The organism is Streptomyces sp. NBC_00691, assembly GCF_036226665.1.
GTDB lineage: Bacteria > Actinomycetota > Actinomycetes > Streptomycetales > Streptomycetaceae > Streptomyces.
On the sequence record NZ_CP109007.1, the window covers coordinates 7,966,276 to 7,989,692 of the forward strand.

The following is a 23,417-nucleotide window of genomic DNA, read 5'->3' on the forward strand; positions in this document are numbered from 1 at the left end:
ATGCAAGATAGCTCCGGACGGTGATCATGACAAGCCCGGCCCCCGGGGAGGTCTCCCCCCGGGGGCCGGGCCCTGCTGGTGCTCGTTCCGTCAGCCCGCGGCCCGGTACGCCTCGGTCAGCTTCCCGACCGCGCCCGCGAGATCCCCCGTGAGCAGCAGATGGTCCGCGTCGGCGAACGGCTTCGCCGATGCCTCGGCGATGTTCTGGCCGATCCTCTTCTGCGTGATCTGCCGCGCCACCGCGACGAGCTTGCGCCCCTCGGGGGAGTCGCCCCGGCCGATCGTCTGGAGTGCCTTGGCCGCGACCCGGAGCGCCCGCAGCGCGGGCTCCCCGCCGGACGGCGGCGGGGTGAGGGTGGTCAGCCCCCAACCGTAGGGGTACTGCGGGTCGTAGCCGCTGTCACCGACGTTGAGGGGCAGCTGGGCCTCCGACTTCGGCCAGGTCACCGGCAGCTGTCCGGTGAACGGCCGCCTGCCGTAGAGGACGTCGGCGACGCCGTCGCCCTCCGTGCCCGGCAGCCAGGACGCGACCAGGGCGTCGATGGCCGGCAGCCGGTCGCCGAGGAGCTGCGGGCGGCCCGACACGACCAGGACCGCGCACGGCATCGCCGCGCAGACCTTGTCGACCGCGGCCTTGTCGGCGGCCGTCAGCTCGAGGTCGTTGCCGTTGCCCACGTCGCCGAACCCCTCGGCGTACGGGGTCTCGCCGACCACCACCACACCGACGTCGTAGCCGTCGGTCGGCGCGGAGGCGTCCTTCGACCAGCCGATCTCGGTCCCCGGCGCGGCCTTCCGCATTCCTTCGAGGATCGTCGTACCGGTCGTCGTACGTCCGGAGGAGCCCTGCCAGCTGATGGTCCAGCCGCCGGCCTGGTTGCCGAGGTCGTCGGCGTTCGAACCGGCCACGTACACCTTCTGGGAAGGTTTCAGCGGCAGGACGGAGCCCTCGTTCCTGAGGAGCACCTGCGACTTCGCCACGGCTTCCCGTGCCACCGCGCGGTGCTCGGCCGAGCCGATCGACGGCAGGTTCGTGGTGTCCGCGTACGGCTTCTCGAAGAGACCGAGGCGGAACTTCTGGGTCAGGACGCGGGCCACCGCGTCGTCGATCCGCGCGGTGGGGATCCGGCCGGCGCCGACCTCGGAGGTGAGGGTCCGGGTGAACTCCTGGTAGTTCGTCGGCACCATGATCATGTCGAGGCCGGCGTTGATCGAGGTGCGCACATCGCTGGGGTAGTCGCCGGGGATCTGGTCGATGGCCTGCCAGTCGCTGATCACGAATCCCTCGAACCCCATGCGGTCCTTGAGGACGCCGTTGATCATCTCGGCGTTGGCGTGCATCTTCACCGGACCCTGCTCGTCCCCGAGGACGTCGAGCGAGGAGTACGAGGGCATGACGGTGCCCGTGCCGCGTTCGACCGCCTCCGCGAACGGCGCCAGGTGCACGGCCTCCAGCTCCGCGCGGGTCACCTTGGTGACGCCCTGGTCGGTCGTGTACGAACCGGTCGTCGAGGAGCCGAACGCGGTCCCGCCGTCGCCGACGAAGTGCTTGGCGCTGGTGAGGACCTTGTCGTTGCGGTCGAGGTCCTTGCCGTTCCGCGCGCCCTGCATGCCGTTGATGACGGTCTCCATCGCGGTGACCAGCGCCGGGTCCTCGCCGAAGGCCTCGTAGGAACGGCCCCAGCGCTCGTCGCGGGTCACGCAGAGGCAGGGGGCGAAGTCCCAGGGGACGCCGGTCGCCCGTACCTCCTTCGCGGTCACCGCGCCGGTCCGCGCGGCCAGCTCCGGGTCACGGCCCGCGCCGATGCCGATGTTGTGCGGCATGATCGTCGCGCCGATGACGTTGTTGTGCCCGTGCACCGCGTCCACGCCGTAGATCAGCGGGATCTGGTGGCGGGTCGCCTGCGCGCGCAGCTGGTACGCGTCGACCATCGCCGCCCAGGCCGCGGGCGTGTTGGGCGTGGGGACCGAGCCGCCGCCGGAGAGCAGGGACCCGAGTGCGTATCCGGCGATGTCGCCCGGGGCCCGCAGCGCGTTGCGCTCGGCCTGTGTCATCTGGCCGACCTTCTCCGCCAGGGACATCCGGGAGAGCAGATCGGCTACCCGCTTCCGTACCGGCAGCCTGGTGTCGAGGTACGGCAGGCCGTGCGCGTTCACCACGACCAGCGGGTTCTCCGCGGGCGCCTTGGCGCCGTCGACCGTGAGCCGCAGCGGAATCGTCTCGGCGGCCTCGGCCGCACCGTCCTCGAGGGTCTGCACGGCGATCGAGCGGGTCGTACCGGAGGGCGTCCCCGCGGGGAACACGACGCTGCCCGTGACCGGCCGGTAGTCCTTCCCCGGCTCGGCCCCTCCCGGTTCGGAGCCGCCGCTCTCCGTCGTGTAGGCGACGGTGACGGGCTCGCCGGTCGGCCCGGAGCCGGTGGTGGCCACCGACACGTCGACCGTGGCGGTGCCGCCCTCGTCGACGGGGTGCACGACGGACCTCGTGACCACCTTGGTGTTCAGGGCGGGCTCCGCCGTGCCGTACAGCTCGACGCCGTCCAGGGCGAACGCCCCCGGTCCGCCGGTCGGGAGCGTGACCGCGTACCCCCACATCCGGTCGAGCCCGAGCACCTGGTCGATGCCGCCGACGGGCTGGTAGTCGGTCCGGTACTGGAACTCCGCGAACGGGATCTCGACGAGGTGCCAGCCCTCCCAGTCGTCGGTGAAGGAGGTCGTCCACAGCTCGGAAGCCTCGCCGTTCGCCCCGCCGTCCTTGAGCTCCAGGGCGATCCGCTTGCCCGAGCCGGGCGGCAGGGGCGCCGTGTTCTGGCCGTACCACCAGAACCGGATGCCCTTGTACGCGGTCCAGTCGTGCGCCGGCCGGTCGAAGGCGAAGTCGTGGGTGAAGCCGCCCCAGCCGCTGATGTCGTAGCGGCCTTCGAGGACCTTGCCGCCCTCGGGGGCGTCGGCGCGTTCCCTCAGTTCGAGGGTGGGGTGCGACTCGGTGGCGTTGCCCCAGGTGAACAGACCTTCCGCGGGCGGTGACGCGAAGGGGACCTCGCCTTCGAACCGGTCGACGGCCCGGGGCGCGGGTTCCTGGGCGGCGGCGCTCGGGAGGCCGCCGGTGAGCAGACCGGTGAGGACGGCCGTCGCGGCGACGACGGCGGCGCTCACCGTTCTGCGGGGACGTGCGGGTGGCATGCGGGCTCCTTGAAGGGCCTGTGCGGCGGCCCTTGACGGGGGAGGGGGACGGTGACGGGACGGAGGCGGGGGTCAGGCCGCGTTGTGGGTCCACTTCTGGTTGGCCCCGCCGGTGCAGGTCCAGATCTGCGCACGGGTCCCGTCGGCGGAGGAGTTGCCGGTGATGTCCAGGCACTTGTTCGCGCCGGTGTTGACCACGTCGTGCGTGGTGGCGTTGTACGTCCAGCGCTGAGCGGCGGTGCCGTTGCAGTTGTACAGCTGGACCTGGGCGCCGTCGGCCGTCGAACCGCCGGTGACGTCGAGGCACTTGCCGAGCGCCCGGACACTGCCGTCGGCGGCGAGCGTCCAGCGCTGCGCCTCGGTCCCGTTGCAGCCGTACAGCTGGACGGCGGTGCCGTCGGCGGAGGCGCCGCCGGCCACGTCCAGGCACTTGCCCGCCAGGCCGGTCAGCGTGCCGGCGCCGGTCCCGCCACCGCCCGTCGTCCCCGACCAGGTGAAGGTCGCGGTGGTGCGGGCGGGCAGGGTGTACGTGAAGGACTGGCTGCCCCAGTCGACCCGGACGGACTGGGCGGAGGTGCCGCCGTTGTGGGCGATGAGCGCCTTGGAGCCGTCCGTGTTGCGCCAGGCAACGTTCTGGACCGTGCTGTTCGCGGTGGAGGCGATGCGGTACGCGCCCGGCCTGACGAACTTGGTGAGGTGGCCCGTCGTGTAGTACTCGACCGTGTAGTCGACCTGTCCGGCGCGGGCGCCGCCCTCCTGCACGGTGATGAGACCGGTGCAGGTGCCGCAGCCGCCGTTGTGCGGGCCCATGTTCTGGTTGAGCCCGAGGCTCCACTTGACCAGGCTGCCGCTCCAGTTTCGGGCATAGTCGACGATGTCGCTCATGTCCTCGTTGTGCTGGTTCCCGATCCAGGTGCCGCCCGAGTGCTCGGTGCTGAACTGCTTCACCGACGGGTACTGGTTGTGGACCTGGGTGCCCACGGCCGGGTCGCCGGCATAGCCGTGCCAGGCGATGCCGCCGAACAGCGGGTCGTTGCGCACGCCCGCGTCGTTGAGGATCCCGGCGCCGAAGGCGGCGTAGTCGCCGTAGTTCCAGTCGTGGACGAGGACCTTGGTGGTGATGCCCGCGGCCCGGAAGGCGGGGTAGACGTGGTTCTTGGTGAACTCGACGAGCCCGGCCGGGTTCCAGCTCATGCCCGGGTAGTTCATGGCGGTCGGGTTGCCGGCCTGGCAGCAGTTCGGCTCGTTCTGCACGGAGAGGTAGTCGACCTTCACCCCGGCGGCCTGGTAGCTCTGCACGTACTTCACCAGGTACTGGGCGTACAGCGGGTAGTACTCCGCCTTGAGCCAGCCCATCTGGTCCATCCGGCCGTTGTCCTTCATCCAGCCCGGCGCGCTCCAGGGCACGCCCATGACCCGGAGGGCGGGGTTCAGCTGTTCGGCCTGCGCGGTCAGCAGCCGGACGTCGGTGTCGTAGCCGTTGGCGCCGAAGTCGCCGAGGTCGCAGCAGGTGTCGTCGAGGGACACGTTGCCGGGGCGGGAGAGGTCCGAGGCGCCGATGGGGTTGCGCACGAAGGACAGTCCGATGCCCTCGGTCGGCGAGAACAGCTTGCGCATCACGGCGTCACGAGTGGCGGCGCTGACGGCGCCGCCTCGCAGCAGATGGGCGGTGGTGTCCGTGATCGACGCGCCCCCGCCCTCGAACTGCTGGTACGTGGTGTTCTCGTCGACGGTGATCGTGTGGTTCGCCGAGCCGCCGGCCGGGCCGAACGCGAGGGGTGTCTGCGGGGCGAGACCGCGTGTGACGGTACGGCCGCCGGAGTCGGAGGTCGTGGTGAGCCAGACGTCGACCCGCTCGCCCGCGGCCTGGGCGGTGCCGGGTCCGGTGAGGACCAGGCTGCCGGCGACCAGGGCGCCGGCGGTCAGCGCGGTGAGCGGCCGGAGGCGGCCGGTGCGGAGTCCGGCAGCCGCCCGACGCTCTCGTCTCACCGCTCCGCGCCGGAGGAACGTGCGTACACGTAAAAGTGTGTTATGCACCTGACAATCCTTTCGCCGTCTCGCGCCAACGGGCAACACCGGTAAGGCTTTTATCAAGTCCTGAAGTTATGAGGCCCCCTTCGGCCCGTCAACCCTTCAAGCGTTGTCCGCTCGCATGGGTTGCGTTCGTTCACCGCAAGAGCTTGGCAACGACGCAACTCGCTTGCGAAGTTTGCGATACTCTTGCGTTCATGACGCGACGACTTGCTCAAGTGGCCAAGAAGGTGGGAGTCAGCGAGGCGACGGTCAGCCGTGTCCTCAACGGAAAGCCCGGTGTCTCCGAGGCGACACGGCAGTCCGTCCTCACCGCGCTCGATGTGCTCGGATACGAGCGGCCCACCCAGCTGCGGGGCGAGCGCGCGCGCCTGGTCGGCCTCGTGCTGCCGGAACTGCAGAACCCCATCTTCCCCGCGTTCGCGGAGGTGATCGGCGGCGCGCTCGCGCAGCAGGGGCTGACGCCGGTCCTGTGCACCCAGACCAAGGGCGGCGTCTCCGAGGCGGACTACGTCGACCTCCTGCTCCAGCAGCAGGTGTCCGGAGTCGTCTTCGCCGGAGGCCTGTTCGCGCAGGCCGACGCCCCTCACGACCACTACCACCAGCTCGCCGAGCGCAACATCCCGGTGGTCCTGATCAACGCCTCCATCAAGGGGCTCAACTTCCCCTGCGTCTCCTGCGACGACGCCGTCGCCGTCGAACAGGCCTGGCGTCACCTGGCCTCCCTCGGGCACGAGAGGATCGGCCTCGTCCTCGGCCCCAGCGACCACGTCCCCTCGCGCCGCAAGCTCGAAGCGGCCCGGGCCGTGGCCGAGGCCGCCGGCGGAGAACTGCCGGACGAGTACGTCGTGCGGTCGATCTTCTCCCTCGAAGGCGGGCAGGCCGCCGCCACCCGCCTCCTGGAGCGCGGCGTCACCGGCGTCGTGTGCGCCAGCGACCCGCTCGCCCTCGGTGCCATCAGGGCCGCCCGCCGCCGCGGCCTCTCGGTTCCTTCGCAGGTCTCCGTGGTCGGCTTCGACGACTCCGCCTTCATGAACTGCACCGAGCCGCCGCTCTCCACCGTGCGCCAGCCCATCGAGGCCATGGGGCGTGCCGCCGTCGAGCTGCTCTGCGCCCAGATCCAGGGCACGCAGACGGACCCCGGTGAGCTCCTCTTCGAGCCCGAACTCGTGGTGCGCGGCTCGACGGCGCCGCCCCCTGCCGTCTGACCCCTCCGCTCCTCGTTCTCCGGCTCCGGCGCCGGGGAGGCCTCACCGCCTCCCCGGCGCCGGAGCCGTTCTGCGTTGACCTGCGGGGATGCGGCGGCCCAACCCCCGTTTCTGTCACGGCTGTTGACAAAGCGGTGACCTGCTAGAAACCTGACACCCCGGCGGCGCAAAAGATTAACGAAAACGCTCAATAACTTTGTAACTTGCCGTCATTCATTGTCAGAGTTCCGCTGGGTTCCTGGCGAGAGGCCCTGTGCCGGCTCCTGGCCGGAGGCCCAGCAGACGGAGAGGCCCCTATGAGAGGCAAAACCCTGAGCTGGCGGCTGACGATCGGCGTCCTGATCGCCGGACTGATAGCCGTCGGACTCCTGCCGGTCACCGCGTACGCGGCGCCCGCGACCAACCTCGCCCTCGGCAGGACGACCACGGCATCGGGCGCCCACGGCGCCTACCCGGCCGGCAACGTCACCGACGGCGGTCAGCAGTCGTACTGGGAAGGCCCCGCCGGATCGTTCCCGCAGTGGGTCCAGGTCGACCTCGGCGCCGGAACCCGCGTCGACAGCGTCGTCCTGAAACTCCCCACCACCTGGGAGGCCCGCTCCCAGACCGTCGCCGTGCTCGGCAGCGGCGACGGCAGCACCTTCACCCCCCTCGCCGCGGCCCAGGCGCGGGTGTTCGACCCGTCCGCGTCGAACACCGTCACCCTCGACATCACCTCCACGACGACCCGGTACGTCCGCGTCCAGGTGACGGCCAACACGGGCTGGAACGCGGCCCAGCTCTCCGAGGTCGAGGTATACGGCGAGAGCGGCGGCGGCCCGGTCGACCCGCCCCCCACCGGCACCAACCTCGCGCGCAACAAGCCCATCGAGGCGAGCTCCACGACGCAGACGTACGTCGCGGCCAACGCCAACGACGACAGCACGGGCACCTACTGGGAGTCCGCCGGCGTACCCGCCGACCTCACGGTGAAGCTCGGCGCCAACGCCGACGTCACCGCCGTGGTCGTCAAGCTCGATCCGGCCCAGGTCTGGGGCCCGCGCACCCAGGCCATCCAGGTCCTCGGCCGGGAGCAGGCCGCCTCCGGCTTCACCTCGCTCAAGGCACGGGCCGACTACGCGTTCAACCCCTCCACCGGGCAGAACACCGTCACCATCCCGGTGACCGGCCGCTACGCCGACCTGCGGCTGACCTTCTTCTCCAACACCGGAGCCCCCGGCGCCCAGGTCGCGGAGTTCCAGGTCGTGGGCGCGGCCGCGCCCGGCCCCGACCTGACCGTCACCGATCTGACCTGGACTCCGTCCACCCCCTCCGAGACGGACGCCGTGACGGTCCAGGCCACCGTCCGCAACGCGGGCAGCGCGGCGGCCGCCGCCACGACCGTCGAGGTCAGCGTCGAAGGCGCCGTGGCCGGTTCCGCCCAGGTCGGCGCCCTCGCCGCCGGCGCCTCGGCGACCGTCCCGGTCACCGTCGGCAGGCGGCCCGTGGGCTCGTACACCGTCTCGGCGGTGGTCGACCCGACCGACACCGTGCCCGAGCAGGACAACGGGAACAACAGCCGGACGGCCGCCACGAAGCTGGTCGTCGGCCAGAGCCCCGGTCCCGACCTGCGGATCACCGCGATCACCAGCAATCCGACCAGCCCCGCCGTCGGCTCCGCCGTCACCTTCACCGTCGCGGTCCAGAACCGCGGCACCACCACCGCCGCCGGTACGGTCACCCGCCTGACCGCGGGCACCACCACCCTCAACGGCAGCACGGGCACCATCGCCGCGGGCCAGACGGTCAACGTGCCGATCTCCGGCAGCTGGACCGCCACCACCGGCGGTGCCACGCTCACCGCGACCGCCGACGCCACGGGCACCCTCACCGAGACCGACGAGACCAACAACGTCTTCTCGCGCTCCCTCGTCGTCGGCCGGGGCGCCGCCGTTCCGTACACCGAGTACGAGGCGGAGGACGCCCGCTACCGGGGCACCCTCCTCACCTCCGACCAGAAGCGGACCTTCGGGCACACCAACTTCGCCACCGAGTCCTCCGGCCGCAAGTCGGTCCGGCTGGGCACCACCGGTGAGTTCGTCGAGTTCACCTCCACCAACCCCGCCAACTCGATCGTCGTCCGCAACTCGATTCCCGACGCGGCCGCCGGCGGCGGCGCCGAGGCCACGATCAGCCTCTACGCCAACGACGTCTTCGTCCGCAAGCTCACCCTGACCTCCAAGCACAGCTGGCTCTACGGCAGCACCGACGACCCCGAAGGCCTCACGAACCGCCCCGGCGGCGACGCCCGGCGTCTCTTCGACGAGTCCCACGCCCTGCTGGCCCAGTCGTACCCGGTGGGCACGAAGTTCCGTCTGCAGCGCGACGCCGGGGACTCGGCGTCCTTCTACATCATCGACCTGATCGACCTGGAGCAGGTCGCGCCCCCCGCCGCCAAGCCGGCGAACTGCGTCTCCATCACCGCGTACGGCGCCGTCCCCAACGACGGCATCGACGACACCGACGCCCTGCAGCGCGCGGTGACCGCCGACCAGAACGGCCAGATCCCCTGCGTCTGGATTCCCGCCGGCCAGTGGCGCCAGGAGCAGAAGATCCTCACCGACGACCCGCTCAACCGCGGCCAGTTCAACCAGGTGGGCATCCGCGACGTCACCATCCGCGGCGCGGGCATGTGGCACTCCCAGCTCTACACCCTGACCCCGCCGCACGAGGCCGGCGGCATCAACCACCCGCACGAGGGCAACTTCGGCTTCGACATCGACCACAACACCCAGATCTCCGACATCGCCATCTTCGGCTCCGGAGCCATCCGCGGCGGTGACGGCAACGCCGAGGGCGGCGTCGGCCTCAACGGCCGCTTCGGCAAGAACACGAAGATCAGCAACGTCTGGATCGAGCACGCCAACGTCGGCGTCTGGGCAGGCCGCGACTACTCCAACATCCCCGAGCTGTGGGGCCCCGGAGACGGCCTCGAGTTCACCGGCATGCGGATCCGCAACACCTACGCCGACGGCATCAACTTCGCCAACGGCACCCGCAACTCGACCGTCTTCGACTCGTCCTTCCGCAACACCGGCGACGACGCCCTGGCCGTCTGGGCCAGCAAGTACGTCAAGGACACCTCGGTCGACGTCGGCCACGACAACCACTTCCGAAACAACACCATCCAGCTGCCCTGGCGTGCCAACGGCATCGCGGTATACGGCGGTTACGGCAACACCATCGAGAACAACATCATCTCGGACACCATGAACTACCCCGGGATCATGCTCGCGACCGACCACGACCCGCTGCCCTTCTCCGGCCAGACCCTCATCTCCAACAACGCCCTGCACCGCACCGGCGGAGCGTTCTGGAACGAGGACCAGGAGTTCGGCGCCATCACCCTCTTCGCCCAGGGCCAGCCCATCCCCGGCGTCACCATCCGGGACACCGACATCTTCGACTCGACCTACGACGGCATCCAGTTCAAGACGGGTGGCGGCGAGATGCCGGACGTGAAGATCACCAACGTCCGCATCGACAAGTCGGTCAACGGCTCCGGGATCCTCGCGATGAGCGGCGCCCGCGGCAGCGCGACGCTGACCGGCGTCACCATCACCGACTCGGCCGAGGGCGACGTCCTCGTCGAGCCCGGTTCCCAGTTCGTCGTCAACCGGACCGGCTGACCCCGTGCACATGAATCGAGAGCGAGGACGGATGAGTTTCCGCCACTGGAGATCACGGGGCCTGAGCGCCGTGATCGCCACCAGCCTCCTGGCACTGGGAGGACCCCTCATGTCCGCCCGGGCGGCGGGCGGCCCCAACATCGCCCTGGGCGACGCCGCCGCGGCGTCCGGATCCCACGCCGAGTACGGCGCCGCGAACATCACCGACGGCAACCAGGGAACGTACTGGCAGAGCGCCGGCACCACCCTGCCCCAATGGGTCCAGGTCGACCTCGGCACCACCACCCGCGTGGACGAGGTGGTCCTGAGACTGCCCGCCGGCTGGGAGAGCCGCAACCAGACGCTGTCCGTCCAGGGCAGCGCCGACGGCGCCAGCTTCGCCACCCTCAAGAACTCCGCCTCCTACACCTTCGCCCCGGGCGCCGCCAACACGGTGACCGTCTCCTTCCCGGCTACCCAGGCCCGGTTCGTCCGGGTCGACATCACCGCCAACTCCGGCTGGCAGGCCGCGCAGCTCTCCGAGCTGGAGGTCCACGCGGCCGACGGGTCCTCCGCCAACCTGGCGAGCGGCCGCACGCTGACCGCGAGCAGCCACACCGAGGTGTACACGGCGGGCAACGCCAACGACGGCAACCGGGCCACCTACTGGGAGAGCGCCAACAACGCCCTCCCGCAGTGGATCCAGGCCGACCTCGGCTCGTCCGTCCGCGTCGACCGGGTCGTCCTGCGGCTTCCCGACGGCTGGGGCGCCCGCAGCCAGACCCTCAAGATCCAGGGCAGTGCGAACGGCACCGCCTTCACCGACCTGACCGCCTCCCAGGCGTACACCTTCGACGCCGCCGGGGGACGGGCCGCGACGATCACCTTCGACGCGACCACCACCCGCTACGTCCGGGTCCTCGTCACGGCGAACAGCGTCCAGCCCGCCGCCCAGCTCTCCGAGCTGGAGGTCTACGGGCCCACCTCGGGCGACACCCAGGCACCGTCCGCACCCGCGAACCTCGCCCTCACCCAGCCGGCCACCGACCAGATCCGGCTCACCTGGAACGCCGCCACCGACAACACCGGCGTCACCGGCTACGACATCTACGCCAACGGAACCCTGTTGACCAGCGTCGCCGGAAACGTCACCACCTTCACCGACACCCGGCCGGCGAACCAGACGGTCACCTACCGCGTCCGCGCCAAGGACGCGGCGGGCAACCAGTCCGCCGACAGCAACGCCGTCACCCGCACCGGCGACACCGGCGACACCCAGGCCCCGACGGCGCCCGCGAACCTCGCGTTCACCGAGCCCGCGGCCGGACAGATCAGGCTGACCTGGAACGCGTCCTCGGACAACGTCGGAGTCACCGGCTACGACGTCTACGCCGACAACGTCCTCCGGGGCAGCGTCGCAGGGAACGTCACCACCTACACCGACACCCGGCCGGCCTCGGCGACCGTCACCTACCGCGTCCGCGCCAAGGACGCGGCGGGCAACCAGTCGACCGACAGCAACGCCGTCACCCGCACGGGCACCGGCGGCACCGGCTCCAACCTGGCGGTCGGCAAGCAGATCGACGCCTCCTCCACCGTCCACACCTTCGTCGCGGCCAACGCCAACGACAACAACGTCAGCACCTACTGGGAGGGGGCGGGCGGCAGCTATCCGAACACCCTGACCGTCAAGCTGGGCTCCAACGCCGACGTCGGCAGCCTCGTCCTCAAGCTTGACCCGGCCACGGCCTGGGCGACCCGCAGCCAGACCGTCGAGGTCCTCGGCCGCGAACAGAGCGCCACCGGCTTCACCGGCGTCGCCGCCGCGAAGAGCTACACCTTCGACCCGGCGAGCGGCAACACCGTCACCATCCCCGTCTCCGCCCGCGTCGCCGACGTCCAGCTGAAGTTCACCGCCAACACCGGCTCGGGGGCGGGCCAGCTCGCCGAGTTCCAGGTGATCGGCGTCCCCGCACCCAACCCCGACCTGGAGGTCACCGGCCTCACCACCACGCCCGCCTCGCCCGTCGAGTCGGACCCGATCACCGTCAGCGCCACCGTCCGCAACAGCGGCCCGGCCGCCGCACCGGCCAGCGCCCTCGCGCTGCGCCTCGGCGGCACGAAGGTCGCCACCGCGCAGGTCGGCGCCCTGGCCGCCGGCGCCCAGACCACCGTCAGCGCCTCCATCGGCGCCCGCGACGCCGGTTCGTACCAGCTCAGCGCCGTCGCCGACGAGGCGAACGCCGTCATCGAGCAGAACGAGACCAACAACACCTACACCCGGCCCACCGCACTGGTGGTCACGCCGGTCTCCAGCTCCGACCTGGTCGCCGCCTCGGTGACGACCTCGCCGTCCAGCCCGTCCGCCGGTGACGCCGTCACCTTCAAGGTGGCCGTCAGGAACCAGGGCACCGCGGCGAGCGCGGCGGGTGCCCACGGCGTCACCCTCGCTCTCACCGACTCGACGGGAGCCGTCGTCAAGACCCTGACCGGTGCCCACACCGGAGCCCTCGCGGCCGGTGCGAGCGCCGAGGTGAACCTCGGCCCGTGGACGGCGGCCAACGGTTCGTACACGGTGAGGACGGTCCTCGCCGACGACGCCAACGAGCTGCCGGTGAAGCGGGCCAACAACACCTCCACCCAGCCCCTCTTCGTCGGCCGCGGCGCCGACATGCCGTACGACATGTACGAGGCGGAGGACGGCACCGTCGGCGGCGGAGCCACCGTCGCGGGCCCCAACCGCACCGTCGGCGACATCGCGGGCGAGGCCTCCGGCCGCAAGGCCGTCAGCCTGGACGCGACGGGGGAGTACGTCGAGTTCACCGCCCGGCGCTCGACCAACACCCTGGTGGCCCGCTTCTCGATCCCGGACTCCCCGGGCGGTGGCGGGATCGACTCCACCATCAGCGTCTACGTCGACGGGGTGTTCAAGAAGTCGCTCCCGCTCACCTCGAAGTACGCCTGGCTGTACGGCGCGGAGGCCGGGCCCGGCAACTCCCCGAGCGCGGGCGCCCCGCGCCACATCTACGACGAGGCGCATCTCCTGCTCGGTGAGACCGTCCAGGCGGGCAGCAGGATCCGCCTCCAGAAGGATGCCGCGAACACCTCCACGTACGCGATCGACTTCGTGAACCTGGAGCAGGTCGCCCCGGTCGGGAACCCGGACCCGGCCACGTACACCGTGCCGGCCGGCTTCGGACACCAGGACGTGCAGAACGCCCTGGACAAGGTCCGCATGGACACCACCGGCACGCTCGTGGGCGTCTATCTGCCGCCGGGCGACTACCAGACGGCGAGCAAGTTCCAGGTCTACGGGAAGCCGGTCAAGGTGGTCGGTGCCGGGCCGTGGTTCACCACGTTCCACGCGCCGTCGACCCAGGACAACACCGATGTGGGCTTCCGCGCCGAGGCGGCGGCCAAGGGCTCGCTGTTCAAGGGCTTCGCCTACTTCGGCAACTACACCTCGCGCATCGACGGGCCGGGCAAGGTCTTCGACTTCGCGAACGTCACCGACATCGTCATCGACGACATCTGGAACGAACACATGGTGTGCCTCTACTGGGGCGCGAACACCGACCGGATGACCATCAAGAACTCCCGGATCCGCAACCTGTTCGCCGACGGCATCAACATGACCAACGGCTCGACGGACAACCACGTCGTCAACAACGACGCGCGGGCGACCGGTGACGACAGCTTCGCCCTGTTCTCCGCGATCGACGCCGGCGGCGCCGACATGAAGAACAACGTCTACGAGAACCTCACCACCACCCTGACATGGCGAGCGGCGGGCGTGGCCGTCTACGGCGGCTACAACAACACCTTCCGCAACATCCACATCGCCGACACGCTCGTCTACGCGGGCATCACCATCTCGTCGCTGGACTTCGGCTATCCGATGAACGGCTTCGGGACCGACCCCACGACCTTCGAGAACATCTCCATCGTCCGGGCGGGCGGCCATTTCTGGGGCTCCCAGACCTTCCCCGGCATCTGGGTGTTCTCCGCCTCGAAGGTCTTCCAGGGCATCAGGGTGAGCCATGTGGACATCGTCGACCCCACGTACAGCGGGGTGATGTTCCAGACGAACTACGTGGGCGGTCAGCCACAGTTCCCCATCAAGGACACCGTGTTCACGGACGTCTCGATCACGGGCGCGCGCAAGAGCGGTGACGCGTTCGACGCCAGGTCCGGGTTCGGGCTGTGGGCCAACGAGCTGCCCGAATCGGGGCAGGGACCGGCCGTGGGCGAGGTGACCTTCAACGGCCTGCGGCTGAGCGGCAACGCCGTCGACATCCGTAACACGACCCCCACCTTCAAGATCAACGTCAACCCGTAGTCCGGCCGGCGGGACATCCCGCCCCTTCCCTCGCGAGGCCGATGCAGGTGGCTTGCAGCCACTTGCATCGGTCTTGCGTGCGTTCTGGCACCCACTTCGCGCGAAGAGGGCCGGCGACCCCAGCCCCGAGCCCTTGAACTGTCGGTTTCCTGAGTAGCCAACCCGGCCCATCAGCTGCTGACTGTCAGGCAATTACAAAATCAGCGCGATATCTTGCGTTCACTTGTTGAGGGTGGTTGAGTGTGCGACGCCCCACAACGCACAGGCGGTGGGGCGACCTCCACGTTCAGGCCCGAAGGGGACCACCCATGAGAAGTGCCCGGTTCCGCCGTACGCGCCGCGCCAGCGCGGTCACCCTCGTCTCCGCGCTCACGCTGACCGCGCTCGCCGCCTGCGGCACGAGCAGCAGCAACAACAACGGCAGCGGCGGTTCCGAGGGAGGTGGGTCCTCCGACCCCACCGCCCCGCTGGACCCGAAGACCAAGGTCACGCTCACGATCGACTGCATGCCCCCCGCGGCGAAGGCGGCCGAACTCAAGGAGTGGAAGGAGGACGTCGCCGAGTTCAACAAGACGTACCCCAACGTCACCATCGAGGGCCGCTCCACCCCCGGCCAGTGTCTGGAGCCGCCGCGGTTCACCGCGATGCTCAAGGCCAAGTCCCAGCCGGACGTGTTCTACACCTACTTCACCGACCTGCCGCAGGTGCTCTCCGAGAACGGCGCCGCGGACATCACCGCGTACGTCAACGACAAGAGCGTCCCGCTCCTCAAGGACATCGACCCGAACGTCCTCGGCTCCCTCAAGCAGGACGGCAAGCTGTACGGCCTGCCCACCAGCAACTACACGATGGGCCTGCTCGTCAACCGCAAGCTCTTCACGCAGGCGGGCCTGGACCCCGACGCCCCGCCGCGCACCTGGGACGAGGTCCGCGCCGCCGCCAAGAAGATCGCCGGACTCGGCAACGGCATCGCCGGCTTCGGCGAGTACAGCGCCGGCAACACCGGCGGCTGGCACTTCACCGCCCAGATGTACAGCGTCGGCGGCGAGGTCGTCGACGCGAGCGGCAAGAAGGCCGCCTTCAACGACGAACTCGGCAAGCAGGTCGCCAAGAACATCCACGCCATGCGCTGGGAGGACGACAGCATGGGCAAGACCCAGCTGCTCCAGTGGGGCGACCTGCAGAAGCAGATAGCCACCGACAAGCTCGGCATGTTCCTCGCCGCCCCCGACGACATCGCGTATATGGTCCAGCAGCTCGGCGCGAAGTACGAGAACTTCGGCATGGGCCCCATCCCCGGCGAGAAGAACACCCTGGCCGGCGGCAACAACTACATGGTCAAGCAGGGCATCTCCGGCGACAAGATCAAGGCCGCCGTCGCCTGGCTCAACTTCAAGAACCTCACCGTAGGCAAGGGCCAGTTCGACTGGGCCCGCACCAAGCGGGACGCCCTCCCCGTCGGCGTCCCGCAGCCCAACTTCTGGCTGAACGGCTCCAAGGCCACGGACGACGCCGCACGCGTCGCCAACGCCACCATGCCGGTCCAGAACTTCAAGTCCTTCATGGACAACCCCGTCGCCGGCAAGGCCGAGCCGCCGAAGGCGCAGGAGGTCTACAAGGTCCTCGACAACGTGATGTCCGGCCTCCTCACCAACAAGGACGCCGACATCGACAAGCTCCTCGCCACCGCCGAGACACAGGTCAACCAGGTCCTCGCCACGCGGTGACGGGCCCCGGCGGGGGCGGACCGACCGCCCGCCCCCGCCGGCCTCCGCCCCCTCCCAGGACCACCCCGGCAGACCAGTACCAAGGAGCGACGATGTCGGCCCCCAGCCTGACCCCGAGCACGACGGGCAGCGCCCGCCACTCCCCGCCGGCCGCGGCGGGACCCGTACCCCCCGGTGGCCGCGCCCGCTTCGCGAAGAGCCTGCGGCGCAACCTCACCGCCCACGGCTTCCTCATCGGCGCCGTGCTCTGCTTCGCCTTCTTCTCCTGGTACCCGATGGTCAGGGAGTTCCTCCTGGCCTTCCAGAAGACCGAGAGCGGACAGTCGACCTGGGTCGGCTTCGACAACCTCGTCACCGTCGTCAACGACCCCGCCTTCTGGCAGGCCTGGCGCAACACGCTCCTCTTCACCGCGCTCGCGCTCGTCTTCGGCTTCGTCGTCCCCTTCGTCGTCGCCCTCGTCATCAACGAGTTCCACCACGGCCAGGGCTATCTCCGACTGCTCGTCTACCTGCCCGTGATGCTCCCGCCGGTCGCCTCGGTGCTCCTCTTCAAGTACCTCTACGACCCCGGCTACGGACTCCTCAACGAGCTCTTCCGCTTCCTCCACCTCCCCGAGCAGCAGTGGCTCCAGGACCCCGACCTCTCCATGCTCTCCGTCGTGATCGCCTCCACCTGGATGAACATGGGCGGTGCGGCCCTGATCTACCTGGCCGCGCTCCAGAGCATCCCCGGCGAGCTGTACGAGGCGGCCGAACTCGACGGCGCCGGGCTGTTCCGCAAGATCTGGCACGTCACCATCCCGCAGACCCGCCTGATCCTCTCCCTGATGCTGCTCATGCAGGTCATCGCCACCATGCAGGTCTTCGTCGAACCGTTCCTGCTCACCGGCGGCGCGGGCCCCGAGGGATCGACCACGACCGTCGTCTACCTCATCTACCAATACGCCTTCAACTTCAACAACTACGGTGCCGCGGCGGCGCTCGGCCTGCTCCTCCTCGTACTCCTGGCCGGATTCTCGGCGGCGTACGTGAGGCTCAGCCGCGCCGAGGACGAGTAGGACCGGGGAGACCAGCATGTCCACACGCACACTCATCTCGCCGGCGCTGCTCGCCCGCCCCCGGGGCAGGCTCCTCTACCGGGTGGTCTTCGCCGTCGTCGTCGGCGGCTTCACCCTGGCCTTCCTGGGCCCCCTCTACTGGATGGTGTCCAGCGGCTTCAAGGACACCCAGGAGGTCATCCAGACCCCGCCGACCCTGGTGCCGCACACCTTCGCGCCGGAGAACTACTCGCGGGCCTGGGAGGTCATGGACCTCTCCACCCTGCTCTTCAACACCCTCTACTACGCGTTCGGCGCGCTCGCCTTCCAGCTGGTCCTGGACGTGGCCGCCGCCTACTCCCTCTCCAAGCTCCGGCCGGTCTTCGGCAAGGCCGTGCTCGGCATGATGCTCGCCACCCTGATGATCCCGGCGACCGTCCTCGTCGTACCGCAGTACCTGACCGTCCTGGACCTGCCGGTCTTCGAGCGCAACCTGCTCAACTCGCCCTGGGTGATCTGGCTGCCCTCGGTGACCAACGCGTTCAACATCTTCCTGCTCAAGCGCTTCTTCGACTCGATCCCCAAGGAACTCCTGGACGCCGCGTCCATCGACGGAGCCTCACCGATGCGGATCCTGTGGTCGATCGTGCTGCCCATCTCACGGCCGATCCTCGGAGTCGTCTCGATCTTCGCGGTCGTGGGGGTCTGGAAGGACTTCCTCTGGCCGATGCTCACCCTGCCCGACCCGTCCGGCCAGACCCTCAACGTCGGCATCTACTCCCTCTCCAACGGCGTCCCGGTCAATGTCCTGATCGCCGCGCTCACCATCGCGTCCGTGCCGACGCTCCTCATCTTCCTGGTCTTCCAGCGCAACATCATGAGCGGCCTCACGGCGGGCGGCCTCAAGGGCTGACCGGCCGTCCGCGCCACCGCTGCCGACGGCGCCACCCCGGCCGACCCGCCGGACCGGCCGACCGTCCCCCGCGGGCCCCGCACCACCCCATGCCTTCGTCGCCGGCCCGACTTCCATGCCCCGCAGCAACCGGGCCGGCGACGAAGAACCCCGACCTGCCCGAAAGGACCGTCACGTGGCAGCCCCTCACTCGCATCGCACCGACGACTGGTGGCGCGACGCCGTCATCTACCAGGTGTATCCGCGCAGTTTCGCCGACGGCGACGGCGACGGCACCGGGGACCTCGCGGGCGTCCGGGCGAGACTGCCCTACCTCGCCGAACTCGGCGTCGACGCCGTCTGGTTCACGCCCTGGTACCTCTCGCCCCTGGTCGACGGCGGCTACGACGTCGCCGACTACCGCACCATCGACCCCGCGTTCGGCACCCTGGCCGAGGCCGAGAAGCTCATCGCCGAGGCCCGCGAACTCGGCATCCGCGTCATCGTCGACATCGTCCCCAACCACGTCTCCGACCAGCACGCCTGGTTCCGCGCCGCCCTCGCGGCCGGCCCCGGCAGTCCCGAGCGTGAGCTCTTCCACTTCCGGCCCGGCCACGGCGAGAACGGCGAGATCCCGCCCAACACCTGGCCCTCCCAGTTCTCCGGACCGACCTGGACCCGGGTCGCGGACGGTGAGTGGTACCTCCACCTCTTCACCCCCGAACAGCCCGACCTCAACTGGGCCCACCCCGCCGTCCGCCGCGAACACGAGGACGTCCTCCGCTTCTGGTTCGAACGAGGGGTCGCCGGCGTACGGATCGACTCCGCCGCGCTGCTCGCCAAGGACCCGGCCCTCGCCGACTTCGTCGAGGGCGTCGACCCCCACCCCTACATCGACCAGGACGAACTCCACGACATCTACCGGGCCTGGCGCGCGATAGCCGACGAGTACGGCGCCGTCTTCGTCGGCGAGGTCTGGCTCCCGGACTCCGAACGCTTCGCCCGCTACCTCCGCCCCGACGAACTCCACACCGCCTTCAACTTCAACTTCCTCTCCTGCCCCTGGGAGGCGGACCGGCTGCGCCGCACCATCGACGACACCCTCGCCGAACACGCCCCCGTCGGCGCCCCCGCGACCTGGGTCCTCTGCAACCACGACGTCACCCGCACGGTCACCCGGTACGGGCGCGCCGACACCGGCTTCGACTTCGCCACGAAGACCTTCGGCACACCCACCGACCTCGCCCTCGGAACCCGACGGGCCCGCGCGGCGGCCCTGCTGACCCTGGCACTCCCGGGATCGGTGTACGTCTACCAGGGCGAGGAACTGGGCCTGCCCGAGGCGGAGGTGCCGCTGGACCGGATCGAGGACCCCATGCACGCCCGCTCCGGCGGCACCGACCCCGGACGTGACGGCTGCCGTGTTCCGCTGCCGTGGACCGCCGGAGCGCCCTGGTACGGGTTCGGTTCCGACGCCGTGTCCGAGCCGTGGCTGCCTCAGCCCCGGGACTGGGACGACTACGCGGTGGACCGGCAGCAGGCGGACCCGGACTCGATGCTGACGCTCTACCGCGAGGCGCTCAGGCTGCGCGGCTCGGCCGAGGGCTTCGGCGACGGGCCTCTCGCCTGGCTCCCCGCCGCACACGGCGTGCTCGCCTTCGCCCGCGGCGAGGGCCTGGTGTGCCTGGTCAACCTCGCCACGGACCCGGTCGAACTCCCGGCGTACGAGGAACTGCTCCTGGCGAGCGGCCCCCTGGACGCCGACGGCCGGCTGCCCGTGGACACGGCGGTGTGGCTGCGGACCTGACGCCTCCCGTACGGACGCGGAGCACGCCCGGCACCGGGCGTGCCGCCGCGCGGCCCGCCGCCGGACGCGGTCCTCAGCCCGCGTCGCCGTACCGTCGGAGGACCTGAGGCAGATAGTCCGCGCCCGGACCGAGGCGGCCGGCCTCGGCGGGCGAGGAGACGAAGGCGATCTCGTCCAGCTCGGGTCCGGCGCCGTGCCCGGTCTCCAGGGTTACGAGCCCGGCGTGCCGACGGAGCACGAGGGCGCTCGCCACGGGCTGGGCGCGGAAATGGAAGCCGAGACTGCCGAACCGGCGTCCCCGGGTGACCGCGAACAACCGCAGCTCCGCGTCCGCGATCCGGAACCCGAGCTCCTCGGCGAGCTCCCGCGCGGCGTCCCGCCGCAGCGCGTCCCCGTCGAGCGGCTGTCCGTCGGCAGGCGGTTCCACCGAGCCGCCCGGAAGCGTCCAGCGGCCGGGCGCGGCCGTCGTGGGAGCCCCGCGGCCGACGACGAGCCCCCGCTCGGTGGGAAGCAGTACGGTGACGAACACCGACCCGGGCACGTCTTCGGAGGGCCGGAGGACGCGCAGGGCCCTGTACCGGTACGAGAGCCGCGCCCAGCGCGCCACCAGTACGCCGGGCGAGGGCAGTTCGATCCCCAGACTCGCGACCAGCGGTCCGTCGAAGGTGGTGGGGCTACCGGTCTTCGTGCCCTCCCACAACCTGTCCACCTCCCGCCGCTCCCACGGAGTCAGGACGGGCGGAGGGTGCTCGACGAAGCCGATCCGGCGCACGTCGAGGAACTCCACGGGCGGCGCCCCGCTACCCGAGGCGGTCACGGAGCACCTCCTCGACCCGGACCTCCGCGCCACGGATCAGGTCCATCACCGCGTCCGCCACGGCGCGGGTCCGCGGCTCGCGGAGGTCGAGGACCGGCGTCGGGTTGGAGACGCCGTGGGCGACGAGCAGGTTCATCAGGGGCCAGAGGACCTCGGAGCGTCTCGGCAGCGGGACGCCGAGCCCGTCCGGCGTGATGACCTGGGCCGTCGTGACTCCGGCGAGAAGACCGGTCCGGGCCCAGTCGACCACCTGGGACCTGCCGTTCGGGCCGACCCGGAGCACGACGTCCCTCGTGTGGTGCAGGACCGCCAGATAGTTCATCGGCACGGTGAGACGCCGCTCCACGTCGTACGCCGGAGAGCCGTCCGCGGGACGGACGCGGAGCAGGGTGTCCAGGACCGGACCGTGGTCCTGGAACGTGGTCCGGCCGCGCAGCGACAGGAACCGGGCGAGCACCAGATGCCCACCGCGCCGCGACCAGCGGCGGGAAACGGAGCCGAAGGCCCCCTCCTCACCCGGGAGGAACTCGGCGAGCCGACGGGCCTCCTCGCCCGGTTCGGCCACCGGCGCCCGCTGCTCGACGACCTCGCGGGCCACGGCGGCGTACCGGGCCGCCGTCGCCGCGTCGAGGCGCCGGAGATCGATGACGTCGCCGTCCATCACGACGCCGCCGACCGACATCGAGATCCGCATCTGCTCCAGCTGACGACGGGCGTAGCGGGTCACGTCGGTCATGCGGCCGTCGAGGTCGATCACCCGGCAGGTGCGCGTCCCCGCGAGGAGGAGGCTGCGCGGCCAGAGGACCGTGACCTTCCCCGGCGTCGGAGCCTCCGGGGGATCGACGAGGACGGCCAGCCGACCCGCCGTGATCGCCGACAGGCACAGGGACGGCACCTGGACCTCCTCGGTGACCTCGCGTCCCTCCGAACCCGGGCCGTCCGCCCCGTCGTGGACCCGCAGCCGCAGCCCGATCGTCGCCTTGAACTCCGCCGGGTCGTGATCTCCCCCGTACGTCGTGAACGTCGCCTCCCCTTCGGGGCTGTACCGCACGAACGTCGCCTCGATGACGTCCGCCCGTACCAGGCGCGCGCCCGCCGCACCCTGAGGGGAGCGAGGGGCCCACACCACCGAGGTGTCGTCCCCGTACGCGGTGCCCGCGCCCCGCACCCTGCTCCGCCGCGTGATCCGGGGGAACTCCTGCCGGGCGCTCCGGACGGCCGAGAAGGGGATCATGGCCGTGCCGGCCGCCCCGACGACCGACGCGCCGGCCACCCAGAACCACGGGGTCCCTCCGGTCCAGGCGGCGTACGCCACGACGAGGAACACCGGTCCGGCCAGGCCGGCGAACGCGGCGAGGATCAGATTGCCGATGAGCACGCCGGTGTAGCCGCGCATGGACCCCTCCTCCGGTCAGGTACCCCGGGGATCATCGTTCTTCCCCGTCCGGCTCCTGAGAAGGGGTCCCGCCCTGTTTTCTCGCCGACCCCGGCCACGGGGTCAGGACACGGACCTGCCGAAGAACTCCAGCTCCGCGACGGCCACCTGCTTCGTGGGGTCCGCCCGCCACGCCGTGCGCAGCACCAGCTGCACCGTCAGCGCGTCCCGTACCCGCACGTCGACCCGCTGGGTGCCGCCGTCGTTGATGCGGTGCTGCGAGACGTGCGTCTCCCCGGAGGAGTCCTTGACGACCAGGTCGAAGGTGCGCGGCGTCGCCTGGCCGTCGGCCTGCGTCGTGTTCTTGGAGCTGCCGGGGGTGATCAGGACGCTCAGCAGATCGGTCGGCTCGGCGAACCGGGCCTCCATGTACTGGCCCGCCGAGTCGCCCGCGTAGCCCGTGCCCCACCAGGTGTTGGAGTAGCCGTCGCCCGCCAGCCCGGCCTGCTGCCTCGGCGCGGAGTGGGAGGCCGCCCAGGCCACCGGATGGACCGGGACCCGTGTGGCGAAGTGGTCCTGGATCGCGCGGACGGCCGGCGGACCGCCGACGATGCCGCCGACCACCACGGTGACGACCCCCGCCGCGATCAGGGCGCGGACGAGCCAGCGGCTCCGGTCGCGGGTGAGCCCGGGACGCCGGCCCGCGTACGGCCCCTCGGCCGTCGAGAGCTGCTCGGGGACCATCGGCGTCGCACAGAAGCGGCAGAAGTGACGGCCCGGAGTGTTGGCCAGCGCGCAGGCCGGGCACGGCGTGCCGCCCGGCACGGGCACGGCGGTCTCGGCGGCCCGGACCACCGGCCGTGCGGCATCCGGACGCGCGGGAAGGACGGGCGCCGCGACGGCCGGCTCGACGGGGCGGTTCCCCGGGACCGGTACGAGGAGCGACCGTACGAGTGTGTCCGACGGCCCGTCGGACACCGGCGCCGACTCCGCTACGGGGCCGGGCGCCGGGTCGGGCGCGGGAGCGGGCACCGGATCGGCCACCGGAGCGGAGACCCGACCGGGCGCGGGTGCCTCGGAGCCGGAGGCCACGGCGGGCAGCGGAGCGGTCACCTCCTCGGGACCGACGGAGGACCGGTTCCCGGGGACGGCGGCGGGGGAGTCGGCCGGACCTTCCGCGGCGGCCCGCGGCGCGTCGTCGGCCGGCGCGGCGGCGGACGAGCCCTCCGCGCTCGCCGTGCCGGCCGGACTGTCCCAGCGCAGGAACGCCCCGCAGCTGTCACAGAACGACTGGTCCGCCGCACGCACCGGGCTCGCGCAGTCCGGGCAGGGGCGGGACTGGGGCGCGTCACTCATC

At 70.8% G+C, this 23,417-nt stretch carries 12 protein-coding genes; 7 read left to right on the plus strand and 5 right to left on the minus strand.

Going from position 1 to position 23,417, the window contains the following annotated elements:
- Positions 1 to 90: 90 nt before the first annotated feature.
- On the minus strand, positions 91 to 3,180 hold the full coding sequence (locus tag OG392_RS35605) for a glycoside hydrolase family 3 protein (protein ID WP_329286469.1): 3,090 nt from the start codon (positions 3,178 to 3,180) through the stop codon (positions 91 to 93).
- 72 nt (positions 3,181 to 3,252) lie between these two features.
- Positions 3,253 to 5,169, minus strand: coding sequence for a lectin (locus OG392_RS35610; protein WP_329286471.1), 1,917 nt, complete (start codon positions 5,167 to 5,169; stop codon positions 3,253 to 3,255).
- 239 nt (positions 5,170 to 5,408) lie between these two features.
- Here OG392_RS35610 and OG392_RS35615 point away from each other — a divergent pair, with 239 nt between their 5' ends.
- From OG392_RS35615 to OG392_RS35645, 7 genes are all read left to right on the plus strand, one after another.
- Complete coding sequence (locus tag OG392_RS35615) at positions 5,409 to 6,419, plus strand: LacI family DNA-binding transcriptional regulator (RefSeq protein ID WP_329286473.1); 1,011 nt, start codon at positions 5,409 to 5,411, stop codon at positions 6,417 to 6,419.
- A 296-nt stretch (positions 6,420 to 6,715) separates the two neighbouring features.
- Positions 6,716 to 10,087 (plus strand): CARDB domain-containing protein, encoded by a 3,372-nt coding sequence (locus OG392_RS35620; RefSeq protein WP_329286474.1) that lies wholly within the window; start codon positions 6,716 to 6,718, stop codon positions 10,085 to 10,087.
- A 31-nt stretch (positions 10,088 to 10,118) separates the two neighbouring features.
- Positions 10,119 to 14,405, plus strand: coding sequence for a discoidin domain-containing protein (locus tag OG392_RS35625; protein ID WP_329286477.1), 4,287 nt, complete (start codon positions 10,119 to 10,121; stop codon positions 14,403 to 14,405).
- Positions 14,406 to 14,713: 308 nt separating this feature from the next.
- The gene (locus OG392_RS35630; protein ID WP_329286478.1) at positions 14,714 to 16,132 is read left to right on the plus strand and encodes an extracellular solute-binding protein; all 1,419 of its coding nucleotides are present in this window, start codon (positions 14,714 to 14,716) and stop codon (positions 16,130 to 16,132) included.
- Between the two features lie 92 nt (positions 16,133 to 16,224).
- A complete protein-coding gene (locus tag OG392_RS35635) occupies positions 16,225 to 17,190 on the plus strand; it encodes a carbohydrate ABC transporter permease (RefSeq protein ID WP_329286480.1) in 966 nt (321 codons plus the stop codon).
- A 16-nt stretch (positions 17,191 to 17,206) separates the two neighbouring features.
- Positions 17,207 to 18,082: a carbohydrate ABC transporter permease gene (locus OG392_RS35640; protein ID WP_329286482.1), complete on the plus strand. Its 876-nt coding sequence runs from the start codon at positions 17,207 to 17,209 to the stop codon at positions 18,080 to 18,082.
- 175 nt (positions 18,083 to 18,257) lie between these two features.
- Positions 18,258 to 19,868, plus strand: coding sequence for a glycoside hydrolase family 13 protein (locus OG392_RS35645; protein WP_329286484.1), 1,611 nt, complete (start codon positions 18,258 to 18,260; stop codon positions 19,866 to 19,868).
- A gap of 73 nt (positions 19,869 to 19,941) precedes the next feature.
- Here the strand turns inward: OG392_RS35645 and OG392_RS35650 are convergent, their stop codons facing one another.
- The 3 genes from OG392_RS35650 to OG392_RS35660 form a co-directional block, all read right to left on the minus strand.
- The gene (locus tag OG392_RS35650; protein ID WP_329286487.1) at positions 19,942 to 20,685 is read right to left on the minus strand and encodes an NUDIX hydrolase; all 744 of its coding nucleotides are present in this window, start codon (positions 20,683 to 20,685) and stop codon (positions 19,942 to 19,944) included.
- Positions 20,669 to 22,081 carry a hypothetical protein gene (locus OG392_RS35655; protein WP_329286491.1) on the minus strand — a complete coding sequence of 471 codons (1,413 nt, stop codon included), beginning with the start codon at positions 22,079 to 22,081 and terminating at the stop codon, positions 20,669 to 20,671. Before OG392_RS35655 ends, OG392_RS35650 begins: the two co-directional genes overlap by 17 nt.
- A gap of 102 nt (positions 22,082 to 22,183) precedes the next feature.
- Positions 22,184 to 23,416 carry an NADase-type glycan-binding domain-containing protein gene (locus tag OG392_RS35660; RefSeq protein WP_329286493.1) on the minus strand — a complete coding sequence of 411 codons (1,233 nt, stop codon included), beginning with the start codon at positions 23,414 to 23,416 and terminating at the stop codon, positions 22,184 to 22,186.
- Between the last annotated feature and the right edge of the window lies 1 nt (position 23,417).

Coding starts and splice junctions, on each gene's coding strand:
- OG392_RS35605 (WP_329286469.1), bottom strand. CDS start 3,180: ATGCCACCCGCACGTCCCCGCAGAACGGTGAGCGCCGCCGTCGTCGCC.
- OG392_RS35615 (WP_329286473.1), top strand. CDS start 5,409: ATGACGCGACGACTTGCTCAAGTGGCCAAGAAGGTGGGAGTCAGCGAG.
- OG392_RS35620 (WP_329286474.1), top strand. CDS start 6,716: ATGAGAGGCAAAACCCTGAGCTGGCGGCTGACGATCGGCGTCCTGATC.
- OG392_RS35625 (WP_329286477.1), top strand. CDS start 10,119: ATGAGTTTCCGCCACTGGAGATCACGGGGCCTGAGCGCCGTGATCGCC.
- OG392_RS35630 (WP_329286478.1), top strand. CDS start 14,714: ATGAGAAGTGCCCGGTTCCGCCGTACGCGCCGCGCCAGCGCGGTCACC.
- OG392_RS35635 (WP_329286480.1), top strand. CDS start 16,225: ATGTCGGCCCCCAGCCTGACCCCGAGCACGACGGGCAGCGCCCGCCAC.
- OG392_RS35640 (WP_329286482.1), top strand. CDS start 17,207: ATGTCCACACGCACACTCATCTCGCCGGCGCTGCTCGCCCGCCCCCGG.
- OG392_RS35655 (WP_329286491.1), bottom strand. CDS start 22,081: ATGCGCGGCTACACCGGCGTGCTCATCGGCAATCTGATCCTCGCCGCG.
- OG392_RS35660 (WP_329286493.1), bottom strand. CDS start 23,416: ATGAGTGACGCGCCCCAGTCCCGCCCCTGCCCGGACTGCGCGAGCCCG.